The organism is Salipiger marinus (assembly GCF_035481585.1).
Taxonomy (GTDB): Bacteria; Pseudomonadota; Alphaproteobacteria; order Rhodobacterales; family Rhodobacteraceae; genus Salipiger; species Salipiger marinus.
Genome location: NZ_JAYKSL010000007.1, coordinates 252,640 through 278,992, shown reverse-complemented (window position 1 = coordinate 278,992; position 26,353 = coordinate 252,640). Strand labels below are relative to the sequence as shown.

19 protein-coding genes and 3 pseudogenes are annotated in these 26,353 nt (G+C 60.6%); 16 read left to right on the top strand and 6 right to left on the bottom strand.

Translation table 11 applies throughout. From position 1 onward, the window contains the following. Window positions 1–32 precede the first annotated feature (32 nt). Window positions 33–608, bottom strand: a pseudogene (locus VK682_RS12065) (transposase); the annotation flags it as partial. A 118-nt stretch (window positions 609–726) separates the two neighbouring features. On the opposite strand from VK682_RS12065, the pseudogene VK682_RS12060 reads away from it, so the two are divergent. From VK682_RS12060 to VK682_RS12010, 11 genes and pseudogenes are all read left to right on the top strand, one after another. Further along, a pseudogene (locus VK682_RS12060) lies at window positions 727–1,013 on the top strand (transposase); the annotation flags it as partial. 302 nt (window positions 1,014–1,315) lie between these two features. Then, window positions 1,316–2,857, top strand: a complete 1,542-nt coding sequence (locus VK682_RS12055) for an ABC transporter substrate-binding protein (RefSeq protein ID WP_324782003.1) — start codon at window positions 1,316–1,318, stop codon at window positions 2,855–2,857. 10 nt (window positions 2,858–2,867) lie between these two features. Then, the gene (locus VK682_RS12050; protein WP_324782002.1) at window positions 2,868–3,875 is read left to right on the top strand and encodes an ABC transporter ATP-binding protein; all 1,008 of its coding nucleotides are present in this window, start codon (window positions 2,868–2,870) and stop codon (window positions 3,873–3,875) included. After that, complete coding sequence (locus VK682_RS12045; protein ID WP_324782001.1) at window positions 3,868–4,878, top strand: ABC transporter ATP-binding protein; 1,011 nt, start codon at window positions 3,868–3,870, stop codon at window positions 4,876–4,878. The genes VK682_RS12050 and VK682_RS12045 overlap by 8 nt, the downstream gene beginning before the upstream one ends. Window positions 4,879–4,922: 44 nt before the next feature. After that, complete coding sequence (gene argH, locus VK682_RS12040) at window positions 4,923–6,413, top strand: argininosuccinate lyase (RefSeq protein WP_324782000.1); 1,491 nt, start codon at window positions 4,923–4,925, stop codon at window positions 6,411–6,413. Between the two features lie 42 nt (window positions 6,414–6,455). Next, window positions 6,456–7,397 (top strand): ABC transporter permease, encoded by a 942-nt coding sequence (locus VK682_RS12035; RefSeq protein WP_324781999.1) that lies wholly within the window; start codon window positions 6,456–6,458, stop codon window positions 7,395–7,397. Then, window positions 7,394–8,281, top strand: coding sequence for an ABC transporter permease (locus VK682_RS12030; RefSeq protein WP_324781998.1), 888 nt, complete (start codon window positions 7,394–7,396; stop codon window positions 8,279–8,281). Before VK682_RS12035 ends, VK682_RS12030 begins: the two co-directional genes overlap by 4 nt. A gap of 95 nt (window positions 8,282–8,376) precedes the next feature. Beyond that, window positions 8,377–9,522, top strand: a complete 1,146-nt coding sequence (locus tag VK682_RS12025; protein ID WP_324781997.1) for a CoA transferase — start codon at window positions 8,377–8,379, stop codon at window positions 9,520–9,522. A gap of 46 nt (window positions 9,523–9,568) precedes the next feature. After that, the gene (locus VK682_RS12020) at window positions 9,569–10,753 is read left to right on the top strand and encodes a CaiB/BaiF CoA transferase family protein (protein ID WP_324781996.1); all 1,185 of its coding nucleotides are present in this window, start codon (window positions 9,569–9,571) and stop codon (window positions 10,751–10,753) included. Window positions 10,754–10,796: 43 nt separating this feature from the next. Then, window positions 10,797–11,714 (top strand): enoyl-CoA hydratase/isomerase family protein, encoded by a 918-nt coding sequence (locus tag VK682_RS12015; protein WP_324781995.1) that lies wholly within the window; start codon window positions 10,797–10,799, stop codon window positions 11,712–11,714. A 36-nt stretch (window positions 11,715–11,750) separates the two neighbouring features. Further along, window positions 11,751–12,782, top strand: coding sequence for an NAD(P)H-quinone oxidoreductase (locus VK682_RS12010; protein WP_324781994.1), 1,032 nt, complete (start codon window positions 11,751–11,753; stop codon window positions 12,780–12,782). A 13-nt stretch (window positions 12,783–12,795) separates the two neighbouring features. On the opposite strand, the gene VK682_RS12005 is transcribed toward VK682_RS12010, so the two are convergent. Next, a complete protein-coding gene (locus tag VK682_RS12005; protein WP_324781993.1) occupies window positions 12,796–13,848 on the bottom strand; it encodes a LacI family DNA-binding transcriptional regulator in 1,053 nt (350 codons plus the stop codon). 238 nt (window positions 13,849–14,086) lie between these two features. Between VK682_RS12005 and VK682_RS12000 the strand changes: the two genes are divergently transcribed. The 5 genes and pseudogenes from VK682_RS12000 to VK682_RS27365 all read left to right on the top strand — a co-directional run. Continuing rightward, window positions 14,087–15,433, top strand: coding sequence for a class-II fumarase/aspartase family protein (locus VK682_RS12000; protein WP_324781992.1), 1,347 nt, complete (start codon window positions 14,087–14,089; stop codon window positions 15,431–15,433). 85 nt (window positions 15,434–15,518) lie between these two features. Then, a complete protein-coding gene (locus tag VK682_RS11995) occupies window positions 15,519–16,607 on the top strand; it encodes a mandelate racemase/muconate lactonizing enzyme family protein (RefSeq protein WP_324781991.1) in 1,089 nt (362 codons plus the stop codon). Between the two features lie 80 nt (window positions 16,608–16,687). Then, window positions 16,688–17,845 carry a mandelate racemase/muconate lactonizing enzyme family protein gene (locus tag VK682_RS11990; protein ID WP_324781990.1) on the top strand — a complete coding sequence of 386 codons (1,158 nt, stop codon included), beginning with the start codon at window positions 16,688–16,690 and terminating at the stop codon, window positions 17,843–17,845. A gap of 195 nt (window positions 17,846–18,040) precedes the next feature. Further along, the gene (locus tag VK682_RS11985) at window positions 18,041–19,153 is read left to right on the top strand and encodes an AbrB family protein (protein WP_324781989.1); all 1,113 of its coding nucleotides are present in this window, start codon (window positions 18,041–18,043) and stop codon (window positions 19,151–19,153) included. After that, a pseudogene (locus VK682_RS27365) lies at window positions 19,060–19,575 on the top strand (transposase); the annotation flags it as partial. The gene VK682_RS11985 and the pseudogene VK682_RS27365, both read left to right, overlap by 94 nt. Before the next feature lie 236 nt (window positions 19,576–19,811). Here the strand turns inward: VK682_RS27365 and mgrA are convergent. From mgrA to VK682_RS11965, 4 genes are all read right to left on the bottom strand, one after another. Further along, the gene (mgrA, locus tag VK682_RS11980; RefSeq protein WP_324781988.1) at window positions 19,812–20,840 is read right to left on the bottom strand and encodes an L-glyceraldehyde 3-phosphate reductase; all 1,029 of its coding nucleotides are present in this window, start codon (window positions 20,838–20,840) and stop codon (window positions 19,812–19,814) included. A 63-nt stretch (window positions 20,841–20,903) separates the two neighbouring features. Then, window positions 20,904–22,277 (bottom strand): NAD(P)/FAD-dependent oxidoreductase, encoded by a 1,374-nt coding sequence (locus tag VK682_RS11975; protein ID WP_324781987.1) that lies wholly within the window; start codon window positions 22,275–22,277, stop codon window positions 20,904–20,906. Between the two features lie 84 nt (window positions 22,278–22,361). Further along, window positions 22,362–23,999 (bottom strand): hydantoinase B/oxoprolinase family protein, encoded by a 1,638-nt coding sequence (locus VK682_RS11970; protein ID WP_324781986.1) that lies wholly within the window; start codon window positions 23,997–23,999, stop codon window positions 22,362–22,364. After that, window positions 23,996–26,050 (bottom strand): hydantoinase/oxoprolinase family protein, encoded by a 2,055-nt coding sequence (locus tag VK682_RS11965; RefSeq protein ID WP_324781985.1) that lies wholly within the window; start codon window positions 26,048–26,050, stop codon window positions 23,996–23,998. The genes VK682_RS11970 and VK682_RS11965 overlap by 4 nt, the downstream gene beginning before the upstream one ends. Window positions 26,051–26,353: the final 303 nt, after the last annotated feature.

The following is a 26,353-nucleotide window of genomic DNA, read 5'->3' as shown; positions in this document are numbered from 1 at the left end:
TCTCGATGACAATGCTGGGTCAGTTCTCAGTGACATCCAACATCCTCGGCCATGCGCGGCTTGAAGTAGACACCGTCGGCCCAGATGTAGAGGAACCGCCGGGTTCCGAGGTCGCGCTTTTCCCAAGCCTCGTATTCGGACCACCAGTTGGCTTTCAGGCGGGTGACGGTCTTAGCCGACAGGCCCTTGGCGTCCGGCCCCAGCAGGGCGGCCAGCGCCTCGCCGAAATCGCCGGTGGAGACCCCCTTGAGGTAGAGCCAGGGCAGCAGTTCCTCGACCGATTTGGCCTTGCGCAGGTAGCGCGGCAGGATGCTGGGCGTGAAGGAGATCCTCTCCGCTCCCGGCTTGCGATCCCGCACCCGCGGCACCTTCACGGCGACCGGACCGACCCCGGTCAGGATTTCGCGCTCCGGCAAATGTCCGTGCCGCACCAGCCTGGCCCGACCGTCATCGAGCCTTTCCTCAGCGAACGCGGCGAGGAGCGTTGCCAGCTCGGCCTCAACCGCTTGTTCGATCAGCTTGCGCGCACCCTCCCGGATGAGGTCCGTCAGCGGATCCGGCGAAAACCCGGATGGATCGGGCAGCGTGCTGATGGTAGTCTCCGACATGTGGCATATCCCTTTCTCGGCTGAGAATTGACGGCGTCTGAACACCGCCATGGTATGCCGCCCCTCAGGGCATCACCAACTTTCGCGCGTTACTCGCGGAGAATCTCCCAGATCCCAGGTCCCAGATCACAGCGTCCTGTTGGCCGGCAGAGGCTATGATGTTGACTCAATTAAAAAAAGGAGGTGCGGAACGTCTTCACCCAAATTCCAATGCGCAAATCACGCAGAATGCGCATCGGAGTCGATCATGCGCTGTATGCCCTGCGGAACTTGGTCGAGCGGTGCTTCAACATGCTGAAGAACGCTCGCCGCGTCGCAACCCGCTACGACAAGACCGCCGAGAGCTTCCTTGGCTCCATAGACATCACGTCCATCCGCCTCTGGGTCCGTCTTTTGTCAACATGACCCAGCTTCCGGCGAGCTCGACGCTGTTCGATTGGTTTGGTCACAACAGCCTTCTGCAAATTAGAATTTGGTATAAAGTTGAACATTTTCAGTTGATTGGCGATGTCTTAAATATCTTCAACAGGTTTCCGAGACGCCATTTCCAATCTTTCAACCACATGCAGTCCTTGACAGACTGGTTCCTCCGCCTGCACAGTATTGGTAACGTTCCCAAAGAGTCTTGTGGAGGAGGTTCTCTTGGGGTCGTCTTGGAAACCGGCGTGAACTGAAACGTGCCGGGCCATTTTATCAGGGAGGAGATTATGCGCGATTTGAATGCGGCGCTGGTAGGCGCCTTGTTGCTCGCCGGTATGGCGACGACAGTGAGCCATCCTGCAATTGCACAGAGCAGCGACCCTGTCAGGGGCGGGATCTTAATACAATCCACGGATGTCGAGCCAGCAAGTTTTGATCCCGGGTTTGGTAACGCACCGGGTACAGACATTCGAGCCTACCGCCTGATCTATGAAAATCTTTTCATTCAGGATGAGCAGGGAAAGCTGATACCACAGCTCGCAACGGATTGGTCCATCTCTGAAGACGATACCACCATGACGTTCCAGCTGCGCGAGGGTGTGACATTCCACGACGGAACGCCGCTCAACGCTGAGGCTGTTACCTATAACCTCAACCGGATGATCAGTAGCGAAAACCCGACGCGGAACGGTGAATTTCTAGGGGACTTGGCGTCGGCCGAGGCGGTAGACGAATATACACTGAAGCTGACAATGAAACAGCCATCAGCGGTCATCATTTCGGCTCTTGCCAATGAATCCGGAATGATTGGATCGCCAACTGCAATGGAAGAGCATGGCTCCGATTTCGGACGCAACCCGGTCGGAACTGGTCCATTCAAATTCGAATCCTGGTCGAGCGGTGATCATATTTCGTTCACGAAATTCGAAGACTACTGGCAGACGGGTGAGAATGGTGACGACCTTCCGTATCTGGACGGGGTTGAAGTGCGCGTCATCGTGGATGCGACGTCGAAACTGATCGCGGCCGAGGCTGGGACGGTGCATATCATCGACACGATTCAGCCCCGCGATTATGCCAAGATCGAGGAAAACCCTGAGCTGTCGTTGGTTGCCGGTCCCGAGACGCTGTTCAATCTGGTGTCTTTCAACCTAACTCAACCGCCCTTTGACAACGTCAAGCTTCGTCAGGCGGTCGCTCATGCGATCGACCGCGAATCTCTCCTCAAAGTGATCTATCCGGAAACCGGTATGGTCATGAAGGGTCGCTTTCCTCCCTATGCTCAAGAATATGCCGAGAATCTGAATGATGTGACCTATGATCCAGAGTTGGCGGCAGAACTCTACGCCGAGTCTGGATATGATGGCCCCCCCATCACGTTGACGCTGATTCAGCGTGACCCTGATACGACCATTGCGCAGGTTCTTCTGGCACAACTTCAGCAGGCTGGAATTCCGGCCAAATTGGAGCTGCTCGAACGCCTGTCCTGGACCGACAAGGTCTATGGTCACCGTTACGAAATGGCGCTTCACCGCTGGGGCTCTCCGGCTGCCAATTCGGATATTTCCAATCTCTATGGCCGGAACGGCGGGGCAAACCATACGGGTGTTGATGCTCTATACGACCTTGTCGACCAGATTCGGGGCACGCTTGACGATGATAAACGCAATGGCCTGTTAGCCGATCTTCAACAGTACCTAATCGACAATGCCATTCAGGTGACACTTGTCGGACAGAGGGAGCACTGGATCGTCAACAACAAGGTACATGGTCTGACCCAGGAACAGAACGGCGCGTTCAATCTCAAGGCCGCCTGGCTCGAACAGTGAGGATTGGAAGATGACCGATGCCCGGCCCGTGCTTGTCGAACTCAAAGACCTCAGTATTTCCTTCGGAAGCCGTTCAAACCCGATCCAGGTTATTCAGGATGTGAACCTGATTATTCGAAAGGGAGAAACTGTTGCCCTGGTAGGCGAGTCGGGGTCGGGCAAATCGGTCACCAGCCTTGCCATCATGCAACTGCTGCCATCGGTACGCATAGGTGGCAGCGTCCTCTGGCACTCCGAGAGTGGTGTGAGCGACCTACTCACACTGTCACCCAAACAAATGCGCGCATTCCGCGGCGGCGCAATCGGCATGATCTTTCAAGAGCCGATGACCTCGCTCAATCCTCTGTTCAAGGTTGGTGACCAGATCATCGAGGCCGTGCGGCTCCACAGGAGCGTCAGTCGGCGCGAGGCCCGCCAGATTGCCGAAGATGCACTCAGGCTGGTGGGTATTCCTGAGCCTGCAACCCGGCTGGACAACATGCCGTTCGAAATGTCCGGTGGTATGCGGCAGCGGGTTATGATCGCGATGAGTCTGGTCTGTCGGCCTGCCCTGCTGATCGCTGACGAGCCGACAACGGCACTGGATGTGACAATCCAGGCGCAGATCCTCGAATTGTTGCGTAGGCTGCAGGCCGAACTCGGCATGTCGATGTTGTTCATTACTCACGATTTTGGCGTTGTGTCGGAAATCGCCGAAAGAATAGCTGTGATGTATGCGGGACAGATCGTGGAAACCGGCACGGCAGAGCAGGTGCTTCACGCACCGGTCCATCCCTATACTGCGGCCCTGTTGGAAGCCATCCCACGGACGGATTTCAAAGTCGACAGGCTAGCGTCGATCGAAGGTGTCGTGCCTGACCCGATGTTTTGGCCCACTGGCTGCCGGTTCGCGCCCCGCTGCACGGCGGCAAAGACGGGGCTTTGCACCGACAACGTTCCGCCCCTTGCCGAGGCCGACCCAGGCAGGCGTGTACGTTGCGCGCGGTGGAAGGAATTTGTGGAGAAAGCCTATGCCTGAGAATTCAGAAACACTTCTGGATGTCCAAGGGCTGACAAAGCTGTTCCCTGTCCGGGGCAAGACCGTTCTGCCAACCTACAGGTATGTGCAGGCTGTCAAGGACGTGTCGTTTCAGGTCCGACGCGGCGAAGTGCTCGCGATTGTCGGAGAAAGCGGATCGGGCAAGACGACGCTTGGGCGGATGCTGATACGATTGCTTGAACCCACCGCCGGCAGCATAGATTTCGACGGCACCAGTCTCTTGGCCCTGAACAAGACACAGCTTCGTCTTGCGCGCAGCCGGGTGCAGTTCATATTTCAGGATCCGTATTCGTCTCTCAATCCCTACATTTCCGTTGGCGAGGCCATCGGAGAAGTGCTGGAAGTCCATAAGATCACCCACACGCCCCATGAGCGTGATGCCCGTGTAGCCGAACTGCTTGAAATGGTCGGTCTACGGGGTTCAGCGGCAACCCGGTATCCCCATGAATTCTCGGGGGGTCAGCGTCAGCGCGTGGGCATCGCCAGAGCAATTGCCGCAAATCCCGATTTCATTGTCGCCGACGAGCCGGTTTCGGCCTTGGACGTTTCAGTGCAGGCGCAGATCTTGAACCTGATGTCAGACCTGCGTGCCCGCATGGGGCTGACGATGGTTTTCATCTCTCATGATCTCGCGGTCGTGCGGCACATCGCCGACCGTGTCGCGGTGATGTATCTCGGGCACTTGATGGAGATTGCCACGGCCGAGGATCTGTTCCGGAAACCGATGCATCCTTATACGGAGGCGCTGTTATCGGCCGTTCCGGCAATCGACCGCAACAAGGTGAAAGAACGTCAGGTTCTGCACGGCGACATTCCCTCGCCGCTCTCTCCGCCGTCCGGATGCGTGTTCCGCACGCGCTGTCCCTATGCCATCGAAGCTTGCGCCAAAACCGTTCCGGTCCTTGAAACCTGCGGGTCGACCCGCTCACGCGCCTGCATTCGACAGGACATCATGAACCTCTCCGAGAGGGAACCGGCATGATAGGGCAAGGAAATGGAACCGCGTATGTGGCGAGGGAGGTATCGATGCGGGAAAGGGTAAAGCGCCCTCCGTCATCGACGATGACAGAAAGTTTCTGGAAGCCCAAAACGGATAGCGCCGTCGAGCACCGTTTCAGCCATGAACTCTGGATTCACCTAGTTCACGTGCGCATGCTCGAAAAGCAGGGAATAGTGTCGTCTTCCCATTGCTCCGACATTTCTGCGGTAATCGTGGAGCTTGAGGACCTCGGAGCCGGGGTGCTGGAAATAGACGGCACGGTCGAAGATCTATATTCCTATACAGAACGGTATCTTGCGCGTCGGCTGGGGCCTGATGTGGGAGGGAGGCTTCATACCGGCCGTAGCCGCAACGACCTCGGCGCCACGTCTGGACGGATGGTGTTGCGCGAGACGATGCTGCGCCTTCTCAGCGAATTCGCAAGGCTGCGACATGCGGTTCTAGATCTTGCCGAAGATCATCGTGAAACCGTGATGCCGGGCTACACGCACTGCCAGCACGCTCAGCCCATAACGATGGGATACTATTTCCTCGCATTTGCCGATCACCTGCAACGCGACTGGCATCGGTGTATGGAGGCGCTGCGCCACACCAATCAGTCACCTCTCGGCGCCGGTGCCTTGGCCGGAACCAGCTTTCCGCTAGATCGGGTCTATTGCGCGGAAAACTTGGCTTTCGATGGCCTGCTCGAAACAGCCTATGATGCCGTATCCAGCCGTGACGACGGGCAAGAGGCCACCGCCGCTCTGGCCGTGCTGATGACCGCGGTTTCCCGGCTGGCCGTCGATCTGCAAAGCTGGAGCACGCAGGAGTTCGGGTTCATCGAGCTGGCAGACGAACATTCGTCGGTTTCAAGCATCATGCCGCAGAAGAAGAACCCGATTTGCCTTGAACATCTTCGGGCTGAAGCGGCGCGCGTTACCGGATGTCTGACGGCGGCGCTTGCCGTTGCCAAGAACACGACGTTCTCCGAAGTGATCGACGGTGCTGCGGGGGTTGAAACCCCCGTTCGGGAAGCGGCTGAGATCACGATCCGCAGCCTCCGTCTGATGACAGAAGTGCTGGAACGGATGTCAGTTTTTCCCGAACGCATGGCAATTTCGGCGGCCAGGGGGTTCGGGACGGCGACGGAACTGGCGGATACGATGGTGCGGGACTTTGGCCTGTCGTTCCGCACCTCCCACAATATCGTTGCGGCGGTGGTTGGCAAGGCAATCGGGAATGGCAAGCGGGCCGACCAGATCACGGTTTGCGATGTCATCGATGCGGGACAGGCCGTTCTTGGCAGGCGGCTCGACATCTCGGAAGCATCCCTGCGCCAAGCGCTGAATCCGGTGCTGAACGTGGCCCGCCGCGACATTATCGGTGGGCCTGCTCCCCATGTCGTAAGCGAATGTCTGCGCGACCGCCGTAAGGTGCTCTCTGACCACCGTGCCATGATCGACGCGATGCAGACGAAGATAAGGGAAAGTCGGGCCGCCGTCTTTGCCCGGGAACGCGCGGGGGGGCTGGGATGAGCTCCTTTTTATGGACCCGTCGATGTAAAGGAGGACGCGCGGATGCTAAGACTTCTCGTTCGTAGATTGCTTCAGGCAATACCGGTCATGCTGATTGTCAGCGCCGTGATCTTTGCAGTGGCGGTGGCGCTGCCCGGCGATCCGAGCCTAATTATCCTTGGGGAAAATGCCCCCGAGGCGGCACGCGAGCGGATCAGACAAGAATTGGGTCTCGATGATCCGATCGTCATCCAGTTCTGGAACTGGTTGACAAACGCAATCACCGGCGATCTGGGCAAATCTTTCAAGTCTGGCGAGGCTGTCGTCAGTATCCTGATGGACCGAATTCCGGTCACGCTTGAACTTGCGACCCTCTCGCTGGTGTTTTCCGTCGTGATTGGTGTGCCGCTCGGAATGATCGCAGCGATCCGGCGCAACACCTGGGTCGATGCCGCAGTTAGCGTACTTTCGGTTTCGGCCTTGGCGATGCCATTTTTCTGGGTCGGCATCCTGTTGATCATGCTGTTCACCCTTCGCTTGGGCCTGCTACCGCCTTCTGGCTACGTGCCCTTCACCGAAGACCCCGTGGCGAACCTGACCCACATGATCATGCCGGTCGTCACGCTTGGATCCGCCTATGTGGCCATTGTCGCCAGGCAGACGCGAGCGGCGATGATCCAGGTTCTTTCAGCCGATTACGTCCGCACGGCACGTGCTAAAGGGGCAAGTGAATTCCGCGTGGTGGCCATCCACGGGTTCCGGAACGCCCTGGTCGCGATCGTGACGGTCGTCGGGTTGCAGTTCGCCGGTATGATGGGGGGCGCCGTGGTGACGGAGACGGTGTTCCAGCTTCCGGGGCTCGGGCGGATGATCACGAATTCGATCTTCGACCGTGACTATGGGCTTCTTCAGGGCGGTGTGCTGATCGTCGTTTTGGGGGTCATCATTGTCAATCTTCTGACCGATCTTCTTTACAACTTGCTTGACCCGAGAACGGAACAATGACCCTTTCCCCCTCTTCCGTGGCAGACGAGCACAAGTCCCGGCCCAGAAAGCGCAACCAGGCCATCGGCGCCACCATTCGGGTGTTTCGCCACCGACTGGGGATGATTGGCGGCACGGTCATGGTCCTGCTTGTTCTGGCGGCGGTTCTTGCCCCCGTGATATCGCCGCACTCTCCCTTTGAGATCAATTACGAAAGCTTCCTTCAACCGCCGTCCTGGACACATCCGTTCGGCACCGACGAACTTGGACGCGACATCCTGACCCGTGTTCTATACGGGAGTCAGGCATCCCTGCAGGTTATGGCGATCTCGATCATTGGGGCTCTCCTGATCGGTTCGGCCGTGGGTGTCATCTCGGGTTATTTCGGTGGCTGGTTGGACGAGATCCTGATGCGGATCGTCGACGGTCTGCTCAGCTTTCCGGCAATCGTCCTCGCGTTGGCGATTGTGGCCGCACTGGGGCCCAGCCTGACCAACGCCATCATCGCCATCGCGATCGTCAATGTGCCCGATTTCGCCCGACTGGTCCGAGGTCAGGTCATCGCGATCCGCAGCTTTGAGTATGTGCAGGCAGCCAAGGCCATCGGCCTGTCGCCTGTGCGGCTGATGTGGCGGCATGTGTGGCCCAGCGTGCGTGGCAGCGTCATCATCTATTCTACGCTGAAGGCCGCGCAGGCAATCATCACCGAAAGCGCGCTGTCGTTTCTAGGACTTGGCGTTCAGCCGCCGCAGCCAACCTGGGGCTCCATGCTGTCGACGGCCATGCGTTATGGCGACCAGTGGTGGATGAGCGTTTTTCCCGGCCTTGCCATCTTCGTAACCGTGCTGGCGCTGAACCTACTCGGTGATGCGCTGAGGGATGTGCTCGATGCGACGACACGCTGACGGTGCCAAGGCCCGCGCAGCTGAATCAGAGACTGAAACCCGAGAACGCCTCTGCCCCGTCAGACGGCATGACCCTAACCGACTGGAATTGAGTAATGTTGCTTGAAGGAGTGAGCGTCGTTGAGTGGAGCGATGACATCGCCTCACAGTTTGCGGCCCGGTTGCTGACTGATATGGGGGCGACGACCCTAAAGCTGGAGCCGCCCGGCGGTTCGGCCCAACGACGCAAGGGGCCATTCTGGCCACAACAGGAGAACGGCCAGTCCGATCCGGCAAGTGCCTTTTTCGATTTCCTGAACGCGGGTAAATCCTGTCGCACCGCCGGTTCGGCAACTCAGGACGCGGCCAACGAGCTGCTGGGCGCCTTGGAAACGGCAGGTGTTCTGGTGGAAAGTGGGCTTGACGCCGCATTAGGCAGTCAGGGCATCACGACCGAAAGCCTGCGCCGAAAATTTCCGGGGCTGGTGGTCCTGAGCATCTCTCCGCTGGGGCTTGAAGCGAAGGCGGATGTGCCGGACAGCGATTTCCTGCTTCAGCACCGCTCGGGCTTGACCCATTGCATGGCCCGGCCCGTAAGTGATCCGGCCAGTCAGCCCCCTCTGGCGGCCGCGGATCATGAGGCGCCGCTCGCCGTCGGCGTCTGTGGCGCGCTTTCAGTGGTCTGGGGGCTTCTTGTCGCCGAAACCGGAGAGAACGCACCGCGGATAGATCTTGCCAGTCAGGATTTCTACACGAGTCTTTTGCTCGACGAGTTTCGGCAATGGATACGCGGCGAACGCAACTTCGCGCGCGGGCGCGGCCCGCGTCAGGGCGTAGCGCCAGCGGGGGGAATAAGCTGGCTGCTGCCGGCGCGGAATGGCTATTTCATGGTGTCGCCCCGCGAACAGCATCAATGGGAACGGTGGGTGGAGGTTCTGGGCAGCCCTGACTGGGCCCGCGATCGAGATCTTTGTGGCACCGTCGACGTGCGCAAAAGCCAATGGGAAGAGCTTCTGGCGCTGATGAGCGATTGGTCTGCATCTCAGGCTGCGGAGGATATCGCGGAAAAGGCGCAGGCCGCCGGCGTCGCCTGCTTTCCGGTCAGCAGACCCGCGCAGCTGCTCTCGAATGCCCAGCTTCTTCACCGTCAGTTCTTTGACCGGCTGTCTGGCCCGGACGGGACCAAGGTTCCGGTTCCCGGGCTGCCCGGGCAGATCGTCACGACCTCCGGGAGGCGCTTGGGGCGGAACCGCCTGCTTTGATGCCTTGTCGTGCTCCAACCGTTTAGAAATTCAGAAGGACCCTGAGATGTCCAAAGAAAAACTTACCGGTCTCATGCCCCTCAAGGGTGTGCGGATCGTGGACTTCAGTTGGGTCGTCGCCGGTCCGATGACGACGAAGATGTTGGCGCTGATGGGCGCCGAGGTCATCAAGATCGAATCCCACACCCGAGCCGAACACCGCAATCGGGGCGATTCATTCCAGATGCTGAACAATAACAAGCTGAGCTGCACCATCGACATCAGAACCGAGGCTGGCCAGGATCTGTTGCACCGGTTGGTGGCTGTCAGCGACGTGGTGGTCGAGAATTTCTCGGCAAGGGTGCTTCAGAAATACCGCCTTGGGTACGACGAGCTGAGCCGGATCCGCAATGACCTGATCTATGTTTCGGCCTCGGGCGTTGGCCGCAGCGGGCCACAGCGCAACGCCCTCGCCTATGGCACCATGCTTCAGGCCTATAGTGGTCGGGCGGGGCTGATCGGAGAGCCAAACCCCATGGTCGAGGCGATGGGAATTCTGCCCATCTGGACCGATCCCGTCACCGCGATGTGGGAGACATTCTCGATACTCGCGGCGATCCGCCATCGTCGCAAGACGGGTGAAGGGGCATACATTGATCTTTCAATGCTCGAAAGCACGGTCAGCCTGCTGCCCGAGGCGATCCTGCGGCTGTCGCTGGACAGCGCGGGAGACGGGCCCGGCGGAACCTCCGACGGGCAATCCGCCCCGGGCGGATGTTTCCGCTGCGCCGGCGCCGATGACTGGCTTGCTCTGGCGGTGCAGTCAGATGATCAATGGTCGGCGCTTTGCAGTCTGATGGGCAAGCCCGATTTGGCGGCCCGTTTCCCGACGCACGGGGATCGTCTTGCCGCACGCGAAACTTTGCACGAAACGATCGCTCGCTGGTGCGCGACAAGCGATTCACGGGAGCTGGAGCGTCGGCTCGCCGCGACCGCGGTCCCAGCCATGCGCACCCGGAACTTCAGCGAAGCCATCGAGGATCCGGACCTGAGCCTCCGGGGCGGCTTCGTCGAGATGGAACCCGGCAAGTACAGCTATTCCTTGCCCTGGCGCGATGCCGACACGGGCTGGCGCGGCAATCTGGAGCCTGCGCCGGAACTGGGCGCCGATAACGACCACGTCTTCAGGTCAATCCTCGGCCTTTCTGACACCGAAATCGAAACGCTCAAAGAGAAGGGACTCGTCGGGTGAATCCCTGCCTGCACGGTTCCCGTCCACAACTGAAAGAACAAGCATGCCGATAAACTTCGAGAAACGCGATGGTGTCGCCTACATCACCCTGAACAACCCGGCTCAGGCCAACGTCATGGACCGTGAAACCTCTGACGAATTGGCCGAGGCCTGGCAGGATCTGTGGGAAGACCGCGACATCCGTTGCGCCATCCTGACCGGCGCGGGCGACCGGCATTTCTGCGGGGGTCACAAGTTGCACTTGGCCCCCGAAATCACCGAGGAGGAACGAGAATACCTTCAGACCCGGCGGGCGTTCTGGCCCTTGGGCCGCACGATAAATGGCGAGAAGATCGGCACCGATGGCCGCATGGGGGATCATTACCCGCGCGTCTGGAAGCCCGTGATCGCTGCAGTGAACGGTTGGGCTGCGGGTGCCGGATTCTACACATTGTTGTCCTCGACGGACATTCGCATCGCCAGTGCCGAGAACGCGAGGTTCAAATTCGCGCTGCTTTCCCAAGGCTGGGTCGGCCACGGGCCGGGCGCGACGCTGCTGACACGTCAAATCCGCTATGCCGATGCCATGCGAATTCTGCTGACGGACGAACCCTTCGACGCGCACGAGGCGCTGCGCATCGGCATCGTCAATGAGGTGGTTCCCCATGAAAAGCTGATGGAGCGGGCAGAGGAAATCGCCCGGAAGATCGTCGAGCTGCCTCCCGTCGCGGTGCGCATGATGAAGGAGTTCGTGATCCGCTTCGGCGAAATGCCGACGGATCAAGCCTGGCAGGTTCAGACGATGATGAACTCTCTTCTGATCCACGCCACAGCCGACGGCGAGGAAGGGCGCCGCGCCTTTACCGAAAAGCGAAAGCCGGAATTCACTGGAGCGCTTCGGCGCCGCGGAGAGTCGTGGGAAGAGCCGACGGGGGAGGATGCCGAGCGCCTCGACCGGGTTTTCCGGAGCGGCAACTACTGAACGCCTTCAGGCGGAACAGACACAACGAGGTGCGCGATGAACTCGGATCCACGGTTTCCCGAGCGGATGAAGGTTGTCGAAATGCAGGGTCCCGGCGGCCCCGGGGTGCTGGCCCTGGGGCTCCGGCCGATGCCCGCGGTCCGAGCGGGTGGTTTGGTCGTTCAGGTCGCGGCAGCAGGCGTCAATGGGCCCGACATCATGCAGCGTCTGGGTTTGTATCCGCCGCCCGAGGGGGCCTCGGATCTGCTGGGCCTGGAGGTCTCGGGAACGGTGGTGCAGGTTGGCGACAATGTGTCAGGATGGAGTGTGGGCGATACCCTGACCGCCCTGACGAACGGGGGCGGTTACGCCGAATATGTCGCGGTCGACGCTGCCCATTGTTTGCCTCTTCCGCCAGGTGTCTCGCTGCGCGACGCTGCCGGTTTGCCCGAGACCTTCTTCACAGTCTGGAGCAACATCTTTTCCGGCGGCATCCTGCCTGAGGGCGGGACACTTCTGGTCCATGGCGGTGCGGGCGGCATCGGTTCGACGGCCATCCAGATCGCGAAAGCATGCAATGCCCGCATCTTCGTCACAGAAAGTCCCCAAGAACGCTGCGCTTTCTGTCGCAGGCTAGGGGCTGACCGGGTTATCGACTATGCCGAGGAGGATTTTGTCACTGTTTTGCGCTCCGAGGCAGGTGGCGCAGATGTAATCCTCGATATCGTCGGTGGCCCCTACATCGCGCGCAACATCAAGGCAGCGGCACCCGGAGCGACGATCGTGCAGCTTGCCTTTGCACAGGGGTCAAAGGTCGAGATCGACCTCATGCCGGTCATGCTGAAACGGCTGAAGCTTACGGGTTCAACCTTGCGGAGCCGCAGCGATGCCTCCAAGGCAGAGATAGCAGCGCAACTCGTGCGCCATGTGTGGCCCCTGTTCGCAGACGGTCGTGTCAAGCCCCTGACCGGCACCGTCCTGCCGATGTCAGAGGCACGGGCGGCCCATGAACTAATGCAGTCGGCGGGACATGTAGGCAAGATTCTTCTCGTTCCTGACTCCCGGATGGCATCGGGGGACCAGGCATGACCGCCGCCTGTCGTCACTGCCGCACATTGTGCCCGGTAGAGTTGCGGACAACGACATCGCCGGGCGCGACGCGGATAATTTCGGGCGACGGTCGGTGATCGTCGATGATGGACCTGAACAATCTGATGAGCTCCCGGACAATCGTATCCCGTGGCATCCGCAGTGTCGTCAAAGAGTGCGAAGGCCAACCCGCCATCGCGATGTCGTCGCAACCGGCGATCGAAATATCTTCGGGAACCGAGACATGAAAATGGTGCCGCATCCCGTCCATCAGTCCAAGCGCCAGAATATCTGCGGCGCAGAATACGGCATCAAGGTCGTCCAGCCGCGCCACGACGTCCGCCGCCGCTGCCATTCCCGCCTCATAGGTGAAACCCTTGGTTCCGAACAGCAATGGCTGGTTCAAACCCGTTTCGGCACAACGTGCGCTGAATCCCTGATGCCTCTCATGATCGGTAGAGGAGTCCATCCCCGAGGAAAGATATGCCAACCGACGATGACCGAGGCCGATCAGGTAATCTGCCATACGGGCGCCTGCGGCTCGGTTATCATATGCAACGCCCAAAACAAGGGAATCCGCAGGCACCCGGTTGAAATAAAGCAATTTATTCCGGGCTGTCGGCGACAGCGCGATCGAATCCGCATCCGAAAAGCTGGATATCACCAGCACAGCAAGAGGATCATATGCCATCAGCATATTCAGGCCCTCCTGCAATTCATGGACATGCTCACCAGCGACAAGCATCAGCGTCAAATTATCCTCGCGCAAATGCTCGGCTATACGGTTGAGAATCTCGTAATAGAATGGCGAACTGATCCGCGACACCAGCACGCCGACGATGCGGCTTTTCTTGCCGACAAGACTTCTGGCGAAAGGATTTGCTTTGTAGTCCATTTCAGCGGCGCGGGTCAGAACTATTTCCCGGGCGCGATCAGAGATCGGCGAACCTTTCTGAAAGGCGCGACTGACCGTCGAAACCGACATACCGAGATCCTCGGCAAGATCCTTGAGCGTCACACGCGGATGCGGCGGGCGGTCTTTTTCGGATCTGTCTTTACCGTTCACTCTGTCCCCACCCAACGTCGATTGCAAATCCAGCGGATGATCAACTGCATGTCACTCCGCCTGCCAATTTTGGTTTCAGATGCCATTTTCGTCCAGCCTTTATCGTGTGGCGCCGCGCCGATTCCAAGCTGGCGAACTCTAAGGGAACCACGCGGTAGGCGCATCCGGAAACTTCACCGATCCGGCGGGCGCCTTCGCGCTACGACCGTCAGCAGACCTAAATGAAAGGGAGGAAACCATGTCAGATTATGCATCCACCGCAAGCCGCGTCAAGGATCCCGGAATTCGGGAACTCTATACCGTCGAATGCCGCTGGCAGGCCTGGCTTGATGTCGAGGCGGCACTGGCGCGCGCCCAGGCCGAAATCGGCATGATACCGGCCGAAGCGGCCGAGGCCATCACCGCTGCAGCCCATCTTGATCTTCTGGACCGCGGGCGCATCGACGAAGCCTTTGACCGCACCGCACACACTTTGGTGCCGCTGATCTGGGAACTTTCCCGGAAGGTTGGTGAACCACACGGTGGCTGGGTCCACTGGGGGGCCACGACGCAGAACATTATGGAAAGCGGCGACCTGCTGATCCTGCGGAAGGTGCACGAAAAACTGCGCGGTCAGCTTCGCACGATCCTCGCCGCCATGGCGGACATGGCCGAGCAAACAGCCGATATGCCGCTGGCAGGCCGCACCCATGGCCAGCATGCGGTCCCGGTCACCTTCGGCTTCAAGGTTGCAGGATGGATCGATCAGCTTTTGCGGCAGTTGCAACGTATGGACGAGGCCGAGCCGCGCATCTTTTCCGCCGTGCTCGGCGGTGCGGCCGGCACCTTTGCCTCGCTCGGAAAGGACGGGCGCAAGGTCCAGGAGGGCCTTGCGCGTGAACTGAACATGACGGCCCGCAACGTTCCATCGCGGGCAATCATGGATGGCTTCGCCGAGAACATCCTGCACATGGGCATGCTCGCGTCGATCTGCAGCCGGATCGGACGCGAAGTCTATGAACTCATGAAGACCGAATTCGGTGAAGTCGAGGAGCCTGTGCCCGCCGGAACAGTGGGCAGCTCTACCATGCCGCAGAAGCGCAATCCCAAATTCGCCCAGGACATCGTCGGCTATGCCGCCGAGATCCGCTCGCAGGTGCCGCTTGCGCTTGAAGCGATGCAGACAGAGCACGAGGCCGATCGCACCACTCACCTGATGATCGGAACGGCCGAAAGCAGGGCGTGTATCGCGGTCGGCGACATGTTGGCCCGGATGGTCGAGCTGTTCCCTGGTCTTGAACTGCACCCCGAACGGATGCGCCAGAACCTGGACATGAGCGGTGGTCTGATCATGGCCGAGGCAGTGATGCTGGAACTCGGACGCCAGATCGGCCGACAGGAGGCGCATGATGTCGTCTATGACGCGGCCCAGGACACAGTGACCCGGAAGCGGTCTTTCTCGGAACTGCTGTCCGAGGATCCCAGGGTCAACGCACACCTCGACGCTGCTGCCATCGAACGGCTTCTCGATCCCACGGCCTATACAGGATTGTGTGCCGAAACCGCACGCGCGACCGCGCAGCAGGTGCGCGACTATTTTCGGTGATTTTTAGTCAGCCGACCGGTGACGCGCCGGTCGGTCATCCTCCCCCTGATCTTTCCGGACAATCCAACCAGTCACAGGAGCTCTCATGATAATCACCGAAATCATCACCGAAGAATACAGATGGCCCCGGGCCCGTCCGATCACCAACGGGCTGCATACCTACACTGATGTCGAATTCGCGCTGGTGCGAGTCAGAACCGATGAGGGGATCGAGGGTATCGGCCTCGGTAGTGGTGGTGACATCTGGCGCGCGACCATAGAGCATCTCAAACCGCTGCTGATCGGCCAGGATCCGGTCAATGTCGAACGTCTCTGGGCACGTATGTGGGTGCCGAAACTGATCGGTCGGCGTGGCCTGACCACGCGCGCCATTTCATCCATAGACATCGGATTGTGGGACATCCGCGCCAAGGTTGCCAATCTTCCGCTCTACAAGCTGCTTGGCGGCTACAGGGATTCCGTGCCGACCTATATCGCTGGCGGCTACTACGAAGACGGCAAGGGCCTGAAGGAACTTGCGGCCGAGATGGAGGAAAACGTCAGACTTGGCGCGCGCGCGATCAAAATTAAAGTCGGTGCTGTCCCGATTGCTGAGGATGTTGAACGTATCAGGGTCGTCCGCGATGCCATCGGACCCGAGGTCAAGCTTCTGGTCGATGCCAACTGTGCGTATCGCTGGTACGATGCCGTCCAGTTGGCCCGCCGCATTGAACGCTATGATATCTTTTGGTTCGAAGAGCCCGTGGCCCCCGACGATTACGCAGGACACCGTAAACTTGCGAACCAGACAATTATCCCCATCGCGACTGGCGAGAACGAATATACACGCTATGGCTTCCGTGATCTCATCGCCCATGAAGCTGCAGCCATCTTCAATGCAGATGCGAAGATCCTGGGCGGTGTAACTGAATTCATGAAAGTTGCCGCTCTTGCGCAGGCTAACGATCTGGACATCGCTCCCCATGGTTCACAGGACATCCATGTTCACCTTGTTGCCGCGATACCGAACGGTTTGATTCTAGAATATTACCGCGAGAATTTTGATCCCATGTGGGGTGAGATTTATCGCGACACGCTGGTTCTGAACAAGGACGGCACCGTCAGTCCTCCGAACGTGGCCGGGATCGGTGTCGATCCGAATTATGACGTGCTGAAGCAGTACCGCGTTGCCTGAATTCAGCTTTCCGCCGGAGAACGGCCGAAGATAACCAGCTCGATATCTCATCTGTTTAACTTGAAACTTGGGAGCTGACCATGCGTATTGAATCTGTCGAAAGCCTGTTGATCGATAGGTATTTCTTCGTCCGCATCACAGCCGAAGACGGCACTGTGGGAATTGGCGAAGGTGGCGCTTGGGGATTCCAGGAGGCGACGGCCGGAGCCGTCATCCGCTTCAGGGACTATCTGCTGGGAAAGGACCCCTTGCAGATTGAACACCACTGGCAGTACATGTACCGCTGGGCGCACTTCAGAGGGTCGGCGGTGATGGCGGCGATCAGCGCCATCGACATTGCCTTATGGGATATTGCGGGCAAACGGTTCGGTGTGCCCGTGCACCAGCTTCTTGGCGGAAAGATCAGAAACCGCGCACGGTGCTACTATCACGTATTTGGAGAGACCAAAGAGGAACTTTTTTCAGGTATCGAACGGGCCAAGTCTCTTGGTTTTACCGCTGTCGGTCATCTGACGCCATTCCTCGACACACCACGTCAAGAGCCATACTATCAGTCCCATGCCGAACTTATCGGTGACGCCATCGACACCGTTCGACAATACCGCGACATTGCCGGTCGGGAGGTGGATTTGTGCATCGAAATACATCGTCGATTAAAACCCTACGAGGCGGTACAGCTTGGCCGCGGCATAGAGGACTTTCACCCGCTGTTCATCGAGGATCCTGTAACTCCCGACAATCTTGACGAGATGTCCTATGTAGCCGGCAAGATTGCGATACCCGTGGCAACTGGTGAGCGACTAACGTCGCTCTGGGAGTTTCAGATGCTCCTGGCGCGGAACGCCGTTCAACTGGTGCGACCGGACGTCTGCATTGTTGGCGGGATTTCGGGCGCCAGGAAGATCGCCGTCTTGGCGGAGGCTTCCCATGCGGGTGTCGTGCCGCACAATCCGCTCAGTGCGGTCTCCACGGCGGCCTGTCTCCAGATAGCCGCAACGGCACCAACCTTCGTGGTGCAAGAGTTTCCGAACGATACATGGAACGTGACGGAGCAGCGGCCAGAGACGGACCTTCTGTTCGAGGGCGCCGCACGTCACGATGGCGAAGGATTTCTGAAGATCAGCGACACGCCGGGGATAGGAATCGCCCTGCGTGACGATGCCGAACAGAAATTCCCTTACAGACCACTTGGCCTGGTCACCAGATTGCACAAGGATGGTTCGGTGGTTGATCAGTGAGACGAGCTCAAGCTTGGTTCACGGTCTCGCTCCACCTCCCTGGGTGGACGATCTCGGGACTGGGAACCTGCCGGGCCTGTGGTTGGTGACACGCGTGGCCGCGACCTGTGCACAGAGGGCGGCCAAACGCCGGCGGGCGCGGGGTATCGCCATCGGCTGATGGGAGTTGTCCCACTCACTCGCTGGGAGAAGATGATGCGAAATTTTCGAATCAGCGTTCCGCAGTTGAAACACACCCTGCTGATCTATGCGGGCGCGGTTCTCTGCGGGGCCATCGGTAACTGGCTTGATCTGCCGTTGCCTTGGATGACGGGCGCGATGGCCTTCGCCACAGTCGTGCGCCTTTCGGACCTACCAGTTCAGGTGCCGCTGGTCACGCGTCCAATAGGCCAGATGATTGTGGCCACCTCGGTAGGCCTCTCGTTTACACCAACTGCAGTTGCAGCGCTGTCTACCCTGTTCGCTCCGATGATCACTGCGGCGCTTCTCACCATAGTCGCTGGTTTCACCGTAGCCGCCCTTCTGATGCGCATGGCACGGGTGGATGTCATCACGGCGACACTTTCCTCGATCCCAATGGGACCGGTCGAGAGCGCCAATCTGGCCCAGCATCATGGCGTTGCACCCGGACCGGTCATCCTTGCTCAGACCTTACGCATCATGATGCTGGTGATCTTCATCCCGCCGGCCTTGGTTGCGTTGTCCGACGGCATTCACGACCCTATTGCAGTGCTCCGCATGATCCCTTGGACGGTAACTGGGGCGTTGTTGTTGTGCAGTTTTGGGGTGGCTGGGGCGTTCGTGGCCCGTGCGCTGAAGTTGGGAAACCCCTTCTTCGTGGGATCGCTCGGCGGTGCCGCTTTGGCAGCATCGCTGGGTTTTCCGGTTACGGCCTATCCTTATCCGCTTCTGGTCGGCGCCCAGATCTTTCTTGGAGTCTGGTTGGGCGCGGTGTTTGATCGCGATCTTTTGCGCCAGTCGGGTAACTTCGTCCTCGCTGCGATAGGATCTTCGCTCGCCATGGTAACGCTCTGCGCCGGAATGGGCTTGGGCTTAGCCTGGATCACCGGTCAGCACTGGCCGGTGATGATTTTATCAACCGCTCCCGGCAGCGTGACCGAAATGGCGCTGACTGCCAAGGTGCTGCAGGAGGGTATCGCCGTGGTGACCGCGTTTCACCTGGTCCGGATTTTCATCATCCTGCCGACCGCCCCATGGATCATCGGCATGACCGCCCGGTTGGCGGTTTTATGGGGACTGCATCCCCACAGTGGGGAGTCAGGGGGCTCTGCTTCGCAAAAGGAGTGAAGGCCCAGAGTTCCATGCTCTTCGAACTGATGGCCAGGCGCTACGAGATCAAGAGCCTCGTGATCGCCGAGGTTCCATGTCTACNTCGCAAAAGGAGTGAAGGCCCAGAGTTCCATGCTCTTCGAACTGATGGCCAGGCGCTACGAGATCAAGAGCCTCGTGATCGCCGAGGTTCCATGTCTACGACTAGTTCTACGCCTATGCCTGCGACTGGTAGCTTGCAGTTGGTCGAGGCGTTCGTTGAGCGGCTGGACGGTGCGCCGGTCGGCGAGCGGCGTCGGTGGTCGGATGAGTTCAAGGCGCAGGCTGTCATAGCGGCGCTGGAGCCTGGCACCAATGTTTCCGCGTTGGCCCGCCGTCTGGGGATTTCGCCTCCGCAGCTGTTCGGCTGGCGTAAGGCCTTCCTGGACAAGCAGAAAGAGGATGTCTCCCCAGAGGCGCCTGTGCCGCTGGTAGAAATCGTTGTAGGCGATGTCATCATCCGCGTCGGGCCCGATCTTGGCGAGGCTGCGTTGCGCCGCCTCAACCGGGCGGTGCGCCGGGTGATCGTCACCCGCCGCCCCAAATACGTGTTCAAGGTGTTCAAGGTCACGTCCAGTCCGCATGATGGCCCCGCCCCCTCGATTGGAGGGGGCGGACCCGGATCGGGAAACTCCGGTCAACTGTTGGTGGCACCGGCCCAGAGGTTGATGTCGCCCTCGACGGCGTACCGGTCGATCTCGGCCAATTCCTCGGCAGTGAATTCGACGTTGCCCAGTGCACTTACACAGTCGATGACCTGCTGCGGCTTCGATGCGCCAATCAGCGCCGAGGTGATCGTCCCGCCCCGCAAGCACCATGCAATCGCCATCTGCGCCAGTGACTGGCCGCGGCTTTCGGCGATACGGTTGAGTTGACGGATGTTCTCGATGTTATCTTCCGACAGGAAGTCCTCGCTCAGGGTGGCACCGCGTGAGCCACGGCTGCCTTCCGGCATGCCTTTGAGGTATTTGTTGGTGAGCATCCCCTGCGCCAGCGGCGTGAAGACGATCGACCCCATGCCAAGCTCGGCCAGCGTTTGCTTCAGACCGTCGCGCTCGAGCCAGCGGTTGAGCATGTTGTAGCTGGGTTGGTGGATCAGGCAGGGCGTGCCGAGTTCCTTGAGGATCGCGGCGGCCTTGCGGGTCATCTCGGAGTTGTAGCTCGAGATCCCCACATAGAGCGCCTTGCCCTGACGCACGATGCTGTCGAGCGCGCCCATGGTCTCCTCCAGCGGCGTGTTCGGATCGAAGCGGTGCGAGTAAAAGATATCCACGTAGTCCACGCCCAGACGTTTCAGTGACTGGTCGCAGGAAGACATCAGATACTTGCGCGACCCGCCATCGCCGTAGGGCCCGGGCCACATGTCCCAGCCGGCCTTGGAGGAGATCAACAGCTCGTCGCGGTAGCCCTTGAAATCGGTGCGCAGGATTTCCCCGAAGGCTTCCTCGGCCGAGCCGGCGGGCGGGCCGTAGTTATTGGCCAGATCGAAATGGGTGATCCCGAGGTCGAAGGCGGTCTGGCAGATCGCGCGCTTCGTGTCATGGGCGGTGTCATGGCCAAAATTGTGCCACAGGCCCAGCGAGATCGCCGGAAGCTTGAGACCGCTGGTTCCACAAATGTTGTAGATCATGCTGTCATAGCGGGTGTCGCTCGGGACGTAGCTCATGGATATTCCTTCCATTTCTGGTCATAGGATGGCAAGCGGGGCAGTCCCCCGCATCGGGGCCGGTCAGGCTGACGCCTGTTGTGGCCCCCATGTTGCGAAGCGCTTCGTGGAACGGAAGCGATTGTATTTGAAGGGGGCGGGGTCGACCGTGGGGCGTGTGCCCGTCACCAGTTCGGACATGAGCTGCCCCACCGCCGGCCCTGCCCCGAAGCCGTGGCCCGACAGGCCCGCAGCGATATAGAGGCCCGGCACCTGCTCGACACCGTCGATCACCGGCACACCGTCCGCCGTGGCATCGATTGCCCCGCCCCAGGCGTGGGTGACCTTCGCGTCCTTGAACGCGGGGAGCGTCTCTCGCATGCCCTTCAGCGCACGTTCGAGCATCCAGTCGGAGGGATCGGGGTTCAGCACCCGCACCGCCTCGAAGGGGGTGACCTGATCGAGGGACCAGCGCTTGCGCGCCATCAGTTCGTCGAAGAAGTCCTTGCCGAACCGCAGACGCAGCTCGCGCCAGCTTTTCATGAAAACCGGCAGGTAATCGGAGAACAGGCGGAAGCTGTCGGGCGTGATCGGGGCGATGTTGATGTTGCGCGGACCCACGGTATAGCCGCCGTCAGAGCGTTTGCGCAGGCCGAAGTCTGCACCGCCCATGGGGAAATCGGGTCCATTGTGCTGGTTGGCCGCCACCTCCAGCCGCGCCGCCGCGGCAATGATGTTGAGCTGCGGCAGATGCACGCCCATGTTGAGCAGGAACGGACGCGTCCAGACGCCGCCCGCGACCACCACCGAAGTGCACCGGATCGTGCCCTTTTCTGTGACGACCGCCGAAATCGCGCCGCCAGATTTCTCGAAGCCACGCACCGCGCATTGGGTGACGATCTTGGCGCCCAAACGGCGGGCCGCCTCGGCGAAGGCGGGAACGGCAAGCGCGGGTTCCGCACGTCCGTCGGTCGCGGTATGCAGCCCATAGTTCTGGCCGCTGGCGATGCCCGGAATCATGTCCTTGATCTCGCGGGATGTCAGCTCCCGCAGAGGCAGGCCGTGTTCCTTGCCGGTCTTGGCCCACCCCTTCGCCTGCTGGATCTCCCAGTCCTTCTTGCAGACGTAGACGATACCGGTTTCCTTATAGCCCGCTTCGATGCCGAAACGATTCTTGAGCGTCCGCCAGAGGTTGAGGCTCTGGATCGTGAGCGGCATCTCGAGCGGATCGCGCCCCATCTGACGCGTCCATCCCCAGTTGCGTGACGACTGCTCGGCGGCAATCTCGCCTTTTTCACAGAGGGTAACGCGAACGCCCTTCTCCGCGAGGAAAAGCGCGGTCGACACGCCTGCCGTCCCCCCGCCGATGACGACGACATCAGTTTCGGCCGGAAGATCGGACTCGCTCACGACGGTGTTCAGCGAGGGGACAAACCCTCTGGTTTCACTGTTAATCATGGGAATTTCTTTGCTCAGGAGGAGATGGAACGGGCGAAGAAGCGGGGCGCGGGAAGACACGCCCCGCAAAGGGGGGCAGACCCTTCAGGCCCCCAGACCATAGGTCGCCTTGGCGATCTCCGCGCTGATGCGACCCTCCGCGATGTCGCGTAGGACAGCCGCTTCGGGGCGTTTCGCAGGGTCGCCGTAGCCACCGCCACCGGGGGTGGTGATCGAGACGATCTGCCCGGGCTTCAGGTCAACCATCCCCGCGAAACTCGTGCGCCCGTCGCCGAAATCGAGCGTGGTGCCCTTGGCGCTCAGGCCCCCGTCGAGACCCCAGGGCTGCGAGCCCACGCGGGAGCTCTCGACGGTGAAGCGGCAGGCTTTCTCGGCACGGTAGACGCGCCGCACCCCCATACCGCCGCGGAACTCGCCCAGGCCGGCGCTGTCGTCCACGAGTTCGTAGCGCAGCAAGGTGAGCGGGTATTCCAGTTCCAGCGCCTCGACCGGAAGGTTCGAGGTGTTGGTCAGACCGACATGGATGCCCGAGAGTCCGTCCGCAGTGGGACGCGCCCCGCCGCCCCCGCCGATGGTCTCGAGGTAGACCCACATGTTGCCGTCCTCGTCCGCACCGTTGAAGATTGCGCCGGTACAGCAGCCGTTGCCCGCCGCCATGACCTTGCCGGGCAGCGCCTTGGCCAGCGCGCCGTAGACCAGATCGGTCACACGCTGGGACGCAGCGATCCGCCCCTCGACCGCGGCCGGATGGGCACAGTTGAGGATCGAGCCCTTGGGCGCCGTCACCGTCAGCGGGCGCGCGAGACCCGCGTTCGGCAGAACGGTCGGATCGAGTACGGATTTCACCGTGAAATAGGCCGCAGCCAGAAGCGAGGTGTAGATCAGGTTCAACCCGCCACGGACCTGCGGCGGTCCGTCGAAGGCCAGCAGCATCTCGTCACCCTTGACGGTGATGTCGACCTTGAAGGTCATCGCGCCGGGCCACTGGTTGCTGTCGAACTGGTCCTCGAAGCGGTAGGTGCCATCGGGGATCGCCTCGATCGCCGTACGCATCTTGCGCTCGGCATAGTCCTGCAGGGCGTCACCTGCTGCTAGGACTTTCCCAGTGCCGTATTTGGCACAGAGGTCGCTCATCCGCTGCACGCAGAGCCGGTTGGCGGACATCTGGGCCCGCAGGTCCGATATGCGTTCGCGCGGCACCTGACAGTTGAGCAGGAACATCTCCTGCAGGTCCTTGTTCAGAACGCCTTCGCGGTAGAGGCGCACCGGGGGAATGCGGATGCCTTCCTGATAGATGTGCTCGTGGCCACGGTCGGCGAAGTCCGAGTGGTGCGCAGTGTTGACCGCCCATGCCACCAGCATGCCGTCGACGAAAATCGGCTCGGCCAATACGATGTCGGGCAGGTGCGTCGCACCGCCGGCATAGGCGTCGTTGGCCATGAACACATCGCCCGGCTTAATGTCGGACATCTCGAAGCGGTCTTGTATCGCGGGTATTACTCCGAGGAAGGAGCCGAGGTGCATCGGGATATGTTCGGCTTGGCACAGGGTGTTGCCGCGATGATCGAAGAGTGCGGTGGAGCAATCGCGCCGCTCCTTGATGTTGGTCGAGTAGGACGCGCGTACCAGCGCCTCGCCCATTTCCTCGACGATCGATTGCAGGGCGGAGCCGATCACCTCGACCGTGATCGGGTCGATGGCCATTTTCTCGGTCGCGGTCATGCCTTCACCTCCAAGATCAGGTTGAGATAGCTGTCCACGATGCCCGTCATATCGGGTAGGATGACCGTGGTTGTATCCATTTGTTCAACGATTGCAGGGCCTTGGATCACGTTCCCCGGGCGCAGCTTTTCGCGGGCGTAGACCGCGCAGGACAGGAAGTCCGCAGCCTCCGCCATATAGACATCGCGGGTGGCGATCTGCGCGGCGGAGGCGTCGGGGCCCTCTTCCGGCTGAGGCTTGAACTGGGCCTTGTTGACGACACCAGCGGCCTCCAGGCGCAGGGTGACGAGCTGGATCTGCTCGCCTTCCGCCACGAAGCCGAAGCGTTGGCGGTGGGCCGCCTCGAACCCTTCCTCGAGCGCCTTGAAGGTCGCGGAGGTGATCGGACCGGCGGGCACGGCCACGGAAAGCTCGTAGTTCTGGCCCATGTAGCGCATGTCGGCGGTGCGCGTCATCACGCGGCGGTCGGCGGCAATGTCCTCGGCATCGAACCACGCGGTGGCCTGCCCCATAAGGTCGGCGAAGCCTGCGTCGATGGAGGCCAGCGCGCTGTCGTCGAGCGGCAGCAGGCGCGAGATCGCGAAGTCCGCGCGCAGGTCGGTGAGCAGCAGGCCGAGTGCGCAAAGCGTTCCCGGCGTCAGCGGCACGATGACCTTGCCCATATCGAGCTCGCGGGCCAGACGGGCCGCGTGCAGCGGCCCCGCGCCGCCGAAGGCCATCAACGCGTAGTCCCGCGGGTCATGGCCGCGCTGCACGGAGATCACGCGGATTGCCTTCGCCATGTTGGCAGTCACGACCGAGATGATACCCTGCGCGGTTTCCATAACGCCGAGACCGAGCTTGTCGGCGAGACGCTGCACGCTCTCGACGGCCAGATCGCGGCGCACCTTCATGCGGCCGCCGAGGATCTCGACGGGATTGAGGGTCTGGAGCACGATGTTGGCGTCGGTCACCGTGGGTTCGGTCGACCCGAGCCCGTAGCATACCGGCCCCGGATGGGCGCCGGCCGACCGCGGTCCGACCTTGAGCAGGCCGCCGCTGTCGACGTTGGCGATGGAGCCGCCGCCAGCCCCCACGGTATGGATGTCGAGCATGGGAGCCTTGATCGGGTAACCATGGACATCGGCCTCGCCGGTGAGCTGGCAGACGCCATTCTGCAGCAAGGCCACGTCGGACGAGGTGCCTCCGACATCGAAGGTGATGATATTGTCGAAGCCGGACATCTTGCCGATGGCCTGCGCCGCGACCACGCCGGTGGAGGGACCGGACAGCACAGTTCGCACCGGCAGGTTCGCCGCGGTGTCAAAGCCGATCACGCCGCCGTTTGACTGGGTGAGCTGCGGCGCGATTTCAAGACCGATCTCCGCGAGGTTCTCCTTAAGACGGCGGATGTAGCGCTGCATGACCGGACCGAGGTAGGCGTTGACCACGGTGGTCGACAGCCGCTCGAACTCGCGGAACTCGGGCGCGACATCATGCGAGGTCGAGACGAAGACGTCGGGAAGCTCCTCGGCGATCACGCGTTTGGCCAAGTCCTCGTGCTCGGTATTGAGGAAGCCGTAGAGGAAGCAGACTGCGAGCGATTTGATGTCCTGACCGGCAAGCGCGCGCAGCTCGGCGCGCAGCGCGGCCTCGTCAAGCGGCACATCGACTGTACCATCGTATTTCATCCGCTCCGGGACTTCGCGGCGCAGGTCGCGCGATACGAGCTGTTCGGGCTTTTCCGCGTTCATGTCGTAGAGGTTCGGGCGTTTCTGCCGGCCGATTTCCAGCAGGTCTCGAAAGCCATCGGAGACGATGAGACCAGTCTTCACGCCGCGCAGCTCGATCAGCGCGTTGGTGGCAACCGTAGTGCCGTGACCTAGGAAGGACAGGTCTTTGGCGGTCTTGCCGACCTGGTCAAGGCCCTCGACCACCCCCGTGGTGATGCCGCGCGAAGGATCGTCTGGCGTGGACGAGACCTTCCAAATTTCGACCTTGCCGCTGTCTTCATCGAAGAGGCACACGTCGGTGAACGTGCCTCCGGAATCTACGCCAATTCTCCAGGCCATTTCTGCCTTCCTACCTTTGGTTCAGGCCGCGCGCGCGGCCGATTTCTGGAATATGTCGCGCCGCGGCGCGACACGTGAGGACGCCTTTTGCTTCCGTAGAGGGAAGGGACTCCGGCCTCGGTTCACACGAAAAGTCGGTTTATCCCCGCCCACCCACGAATTGAACGTTCTGCAAAACGTGCAGACAAAGCGATCAAGAAGCGTCACTGCAAGATCAAGGCAGCCGCAGTTCTTACGGCGCTCCTGCACCGTGCGTGCACCCAAGCGAAGCAGGGTGCCGAGTGCGTTCGGCATAGTGCCAGA

What these genes read in the sequence shown, in the direction of transcription:
- VK682_RS12055 (WP_324782003.1), top strand. Translation starts at nt 1,316, where the DNA reads ATGCGCGATTTGAATGCGGCGCTGGTAGGCGCCTTGTTGCTCGCCGGT.
- VK682_RS12050 (WP_324782002.1), top strand. Translation starts at nt 2,868, where the DNA reads ATGACCGATGCCCGGCCCGTGCTTGTCGAACTCAAAGACCTCAGTATT.
- VK682_RS12045 (WP_324782001.1), top strand. Translation starts at nt 3,868, where the DNA reads ATGCCTGAGAATTCAGAAACACTTCTGGATGTCCAAGGGCTGACAAAG.
- argH (WP_324782000.1), top strand. Translation starts at nt 4,923, where the DNA reads ATGCGGGAAAGGGTAAAGCGCCCTCCGTCATCGACGATGACAGAAAGT.
- VK682_RS12035 (WP_324781999.1), top strand. Translation starts at nt 6,456, where the DNA reads ATGCTAAGACTTCTCGTTCGTAGATTGCTTCAGGCAATACCGGTCATG.
- VK682_RS12030 (WP_324781998.1), top strand. Translation starts at nt 7,394, where the DNA reads ATGACCCTTTCCCCCTCTTCCGTGGCAGACGAGCACAAGTCCCGGCCC.
- VK682_RS12025 (WP_324781997.1), top strand. Translation starts at nt 8,377, where the DNA reads ATGTTGCTTGAAGGAGTGAGCGTCGTTGAGTGGAGCGATGACATCGCC.
- VK682_RS12020 (WP_324781996.1), top strand. Translation starts at nt 9,569, where the DNA reads ATGTCCAAAGAAAAACTTACCGGTCTCATGCCCCTCAAGGGTGTGCGG.
- VK682_RS12015 (WP_324781995.1), top strand. Translation starts at nt 10,797, where the DNA reads ATGCCGATAAACTTCGAGAAACGCGATGGTGTCGCCTACATCACCCTG.
- VK682_RS12010 (WP_324781994.1), top strand. Translation starts at nt 11,751, where the DNA reads ATGAACTCGGATCCACGGTTTCCCGAGCGGATGAAGGTTGTCGAAATG.
- VK682_RS12000 (WP_324781992.1), top strand. Translation starts at nt 14,087, where the DNA reads ATGTCAGATTATGCATCCACCGCAAGCCGCGTCAAGGATCCCGGAATT.
- VK682_RS11995 (WP_324781991.1), top strand. Translation starts at nt 15,519, where the DNA reads ATGATAATCACCGAAATCATCACCGAAGAATACAGATGGCCCCGGGCC.
- VK682_RS11990 (WP_324781990.1), top strand. Translation starts at nt 16,688, where the DNA reads ATGCGTATTGAATCTGTCGAAAGCCTGTTGATCGATAGGTATTTCTTC.
- VK682_RS11985 (WP_324781989.1), top strand. Translation starts at nt 18,041, where the DNA reads ATGCGAAATTTTCGAATCAGCGTTCCGCAGTTGAAACACACCCTGCTG.
- mgrA (WP_324781988.1), bottom strand. Translation starts at nt 20,840, where the DNA reads ATGAGCTACGTCCCGAGCGACACCCGCTATGACAGCATGATCTACAAC.
- VK682_RS11975 (WP_324781987.1), bottom strand. Translation starts at nt 22,277, where the DNA reads ATGATTAACAGTGAAACCAGAGGGTTTGTCCCCTCGCTGAACACCGTC.
- VK682_RS11970 (WP_324781986.1), bottom strand. Translation starts at nt 23,999, where the DNA reads ATGACCGCGACCGAGAAAATGGCCATCGACCCGATCACGGTCGAGGTG.
- VK682_RS11965 (WP_324781985.1), bottom strand. Translation starts at nt 26,050, where the DNA reads ATGGCCTGGAGAATTGGCGTAGATTCCGGAGGCACGTTCACCGACGTG.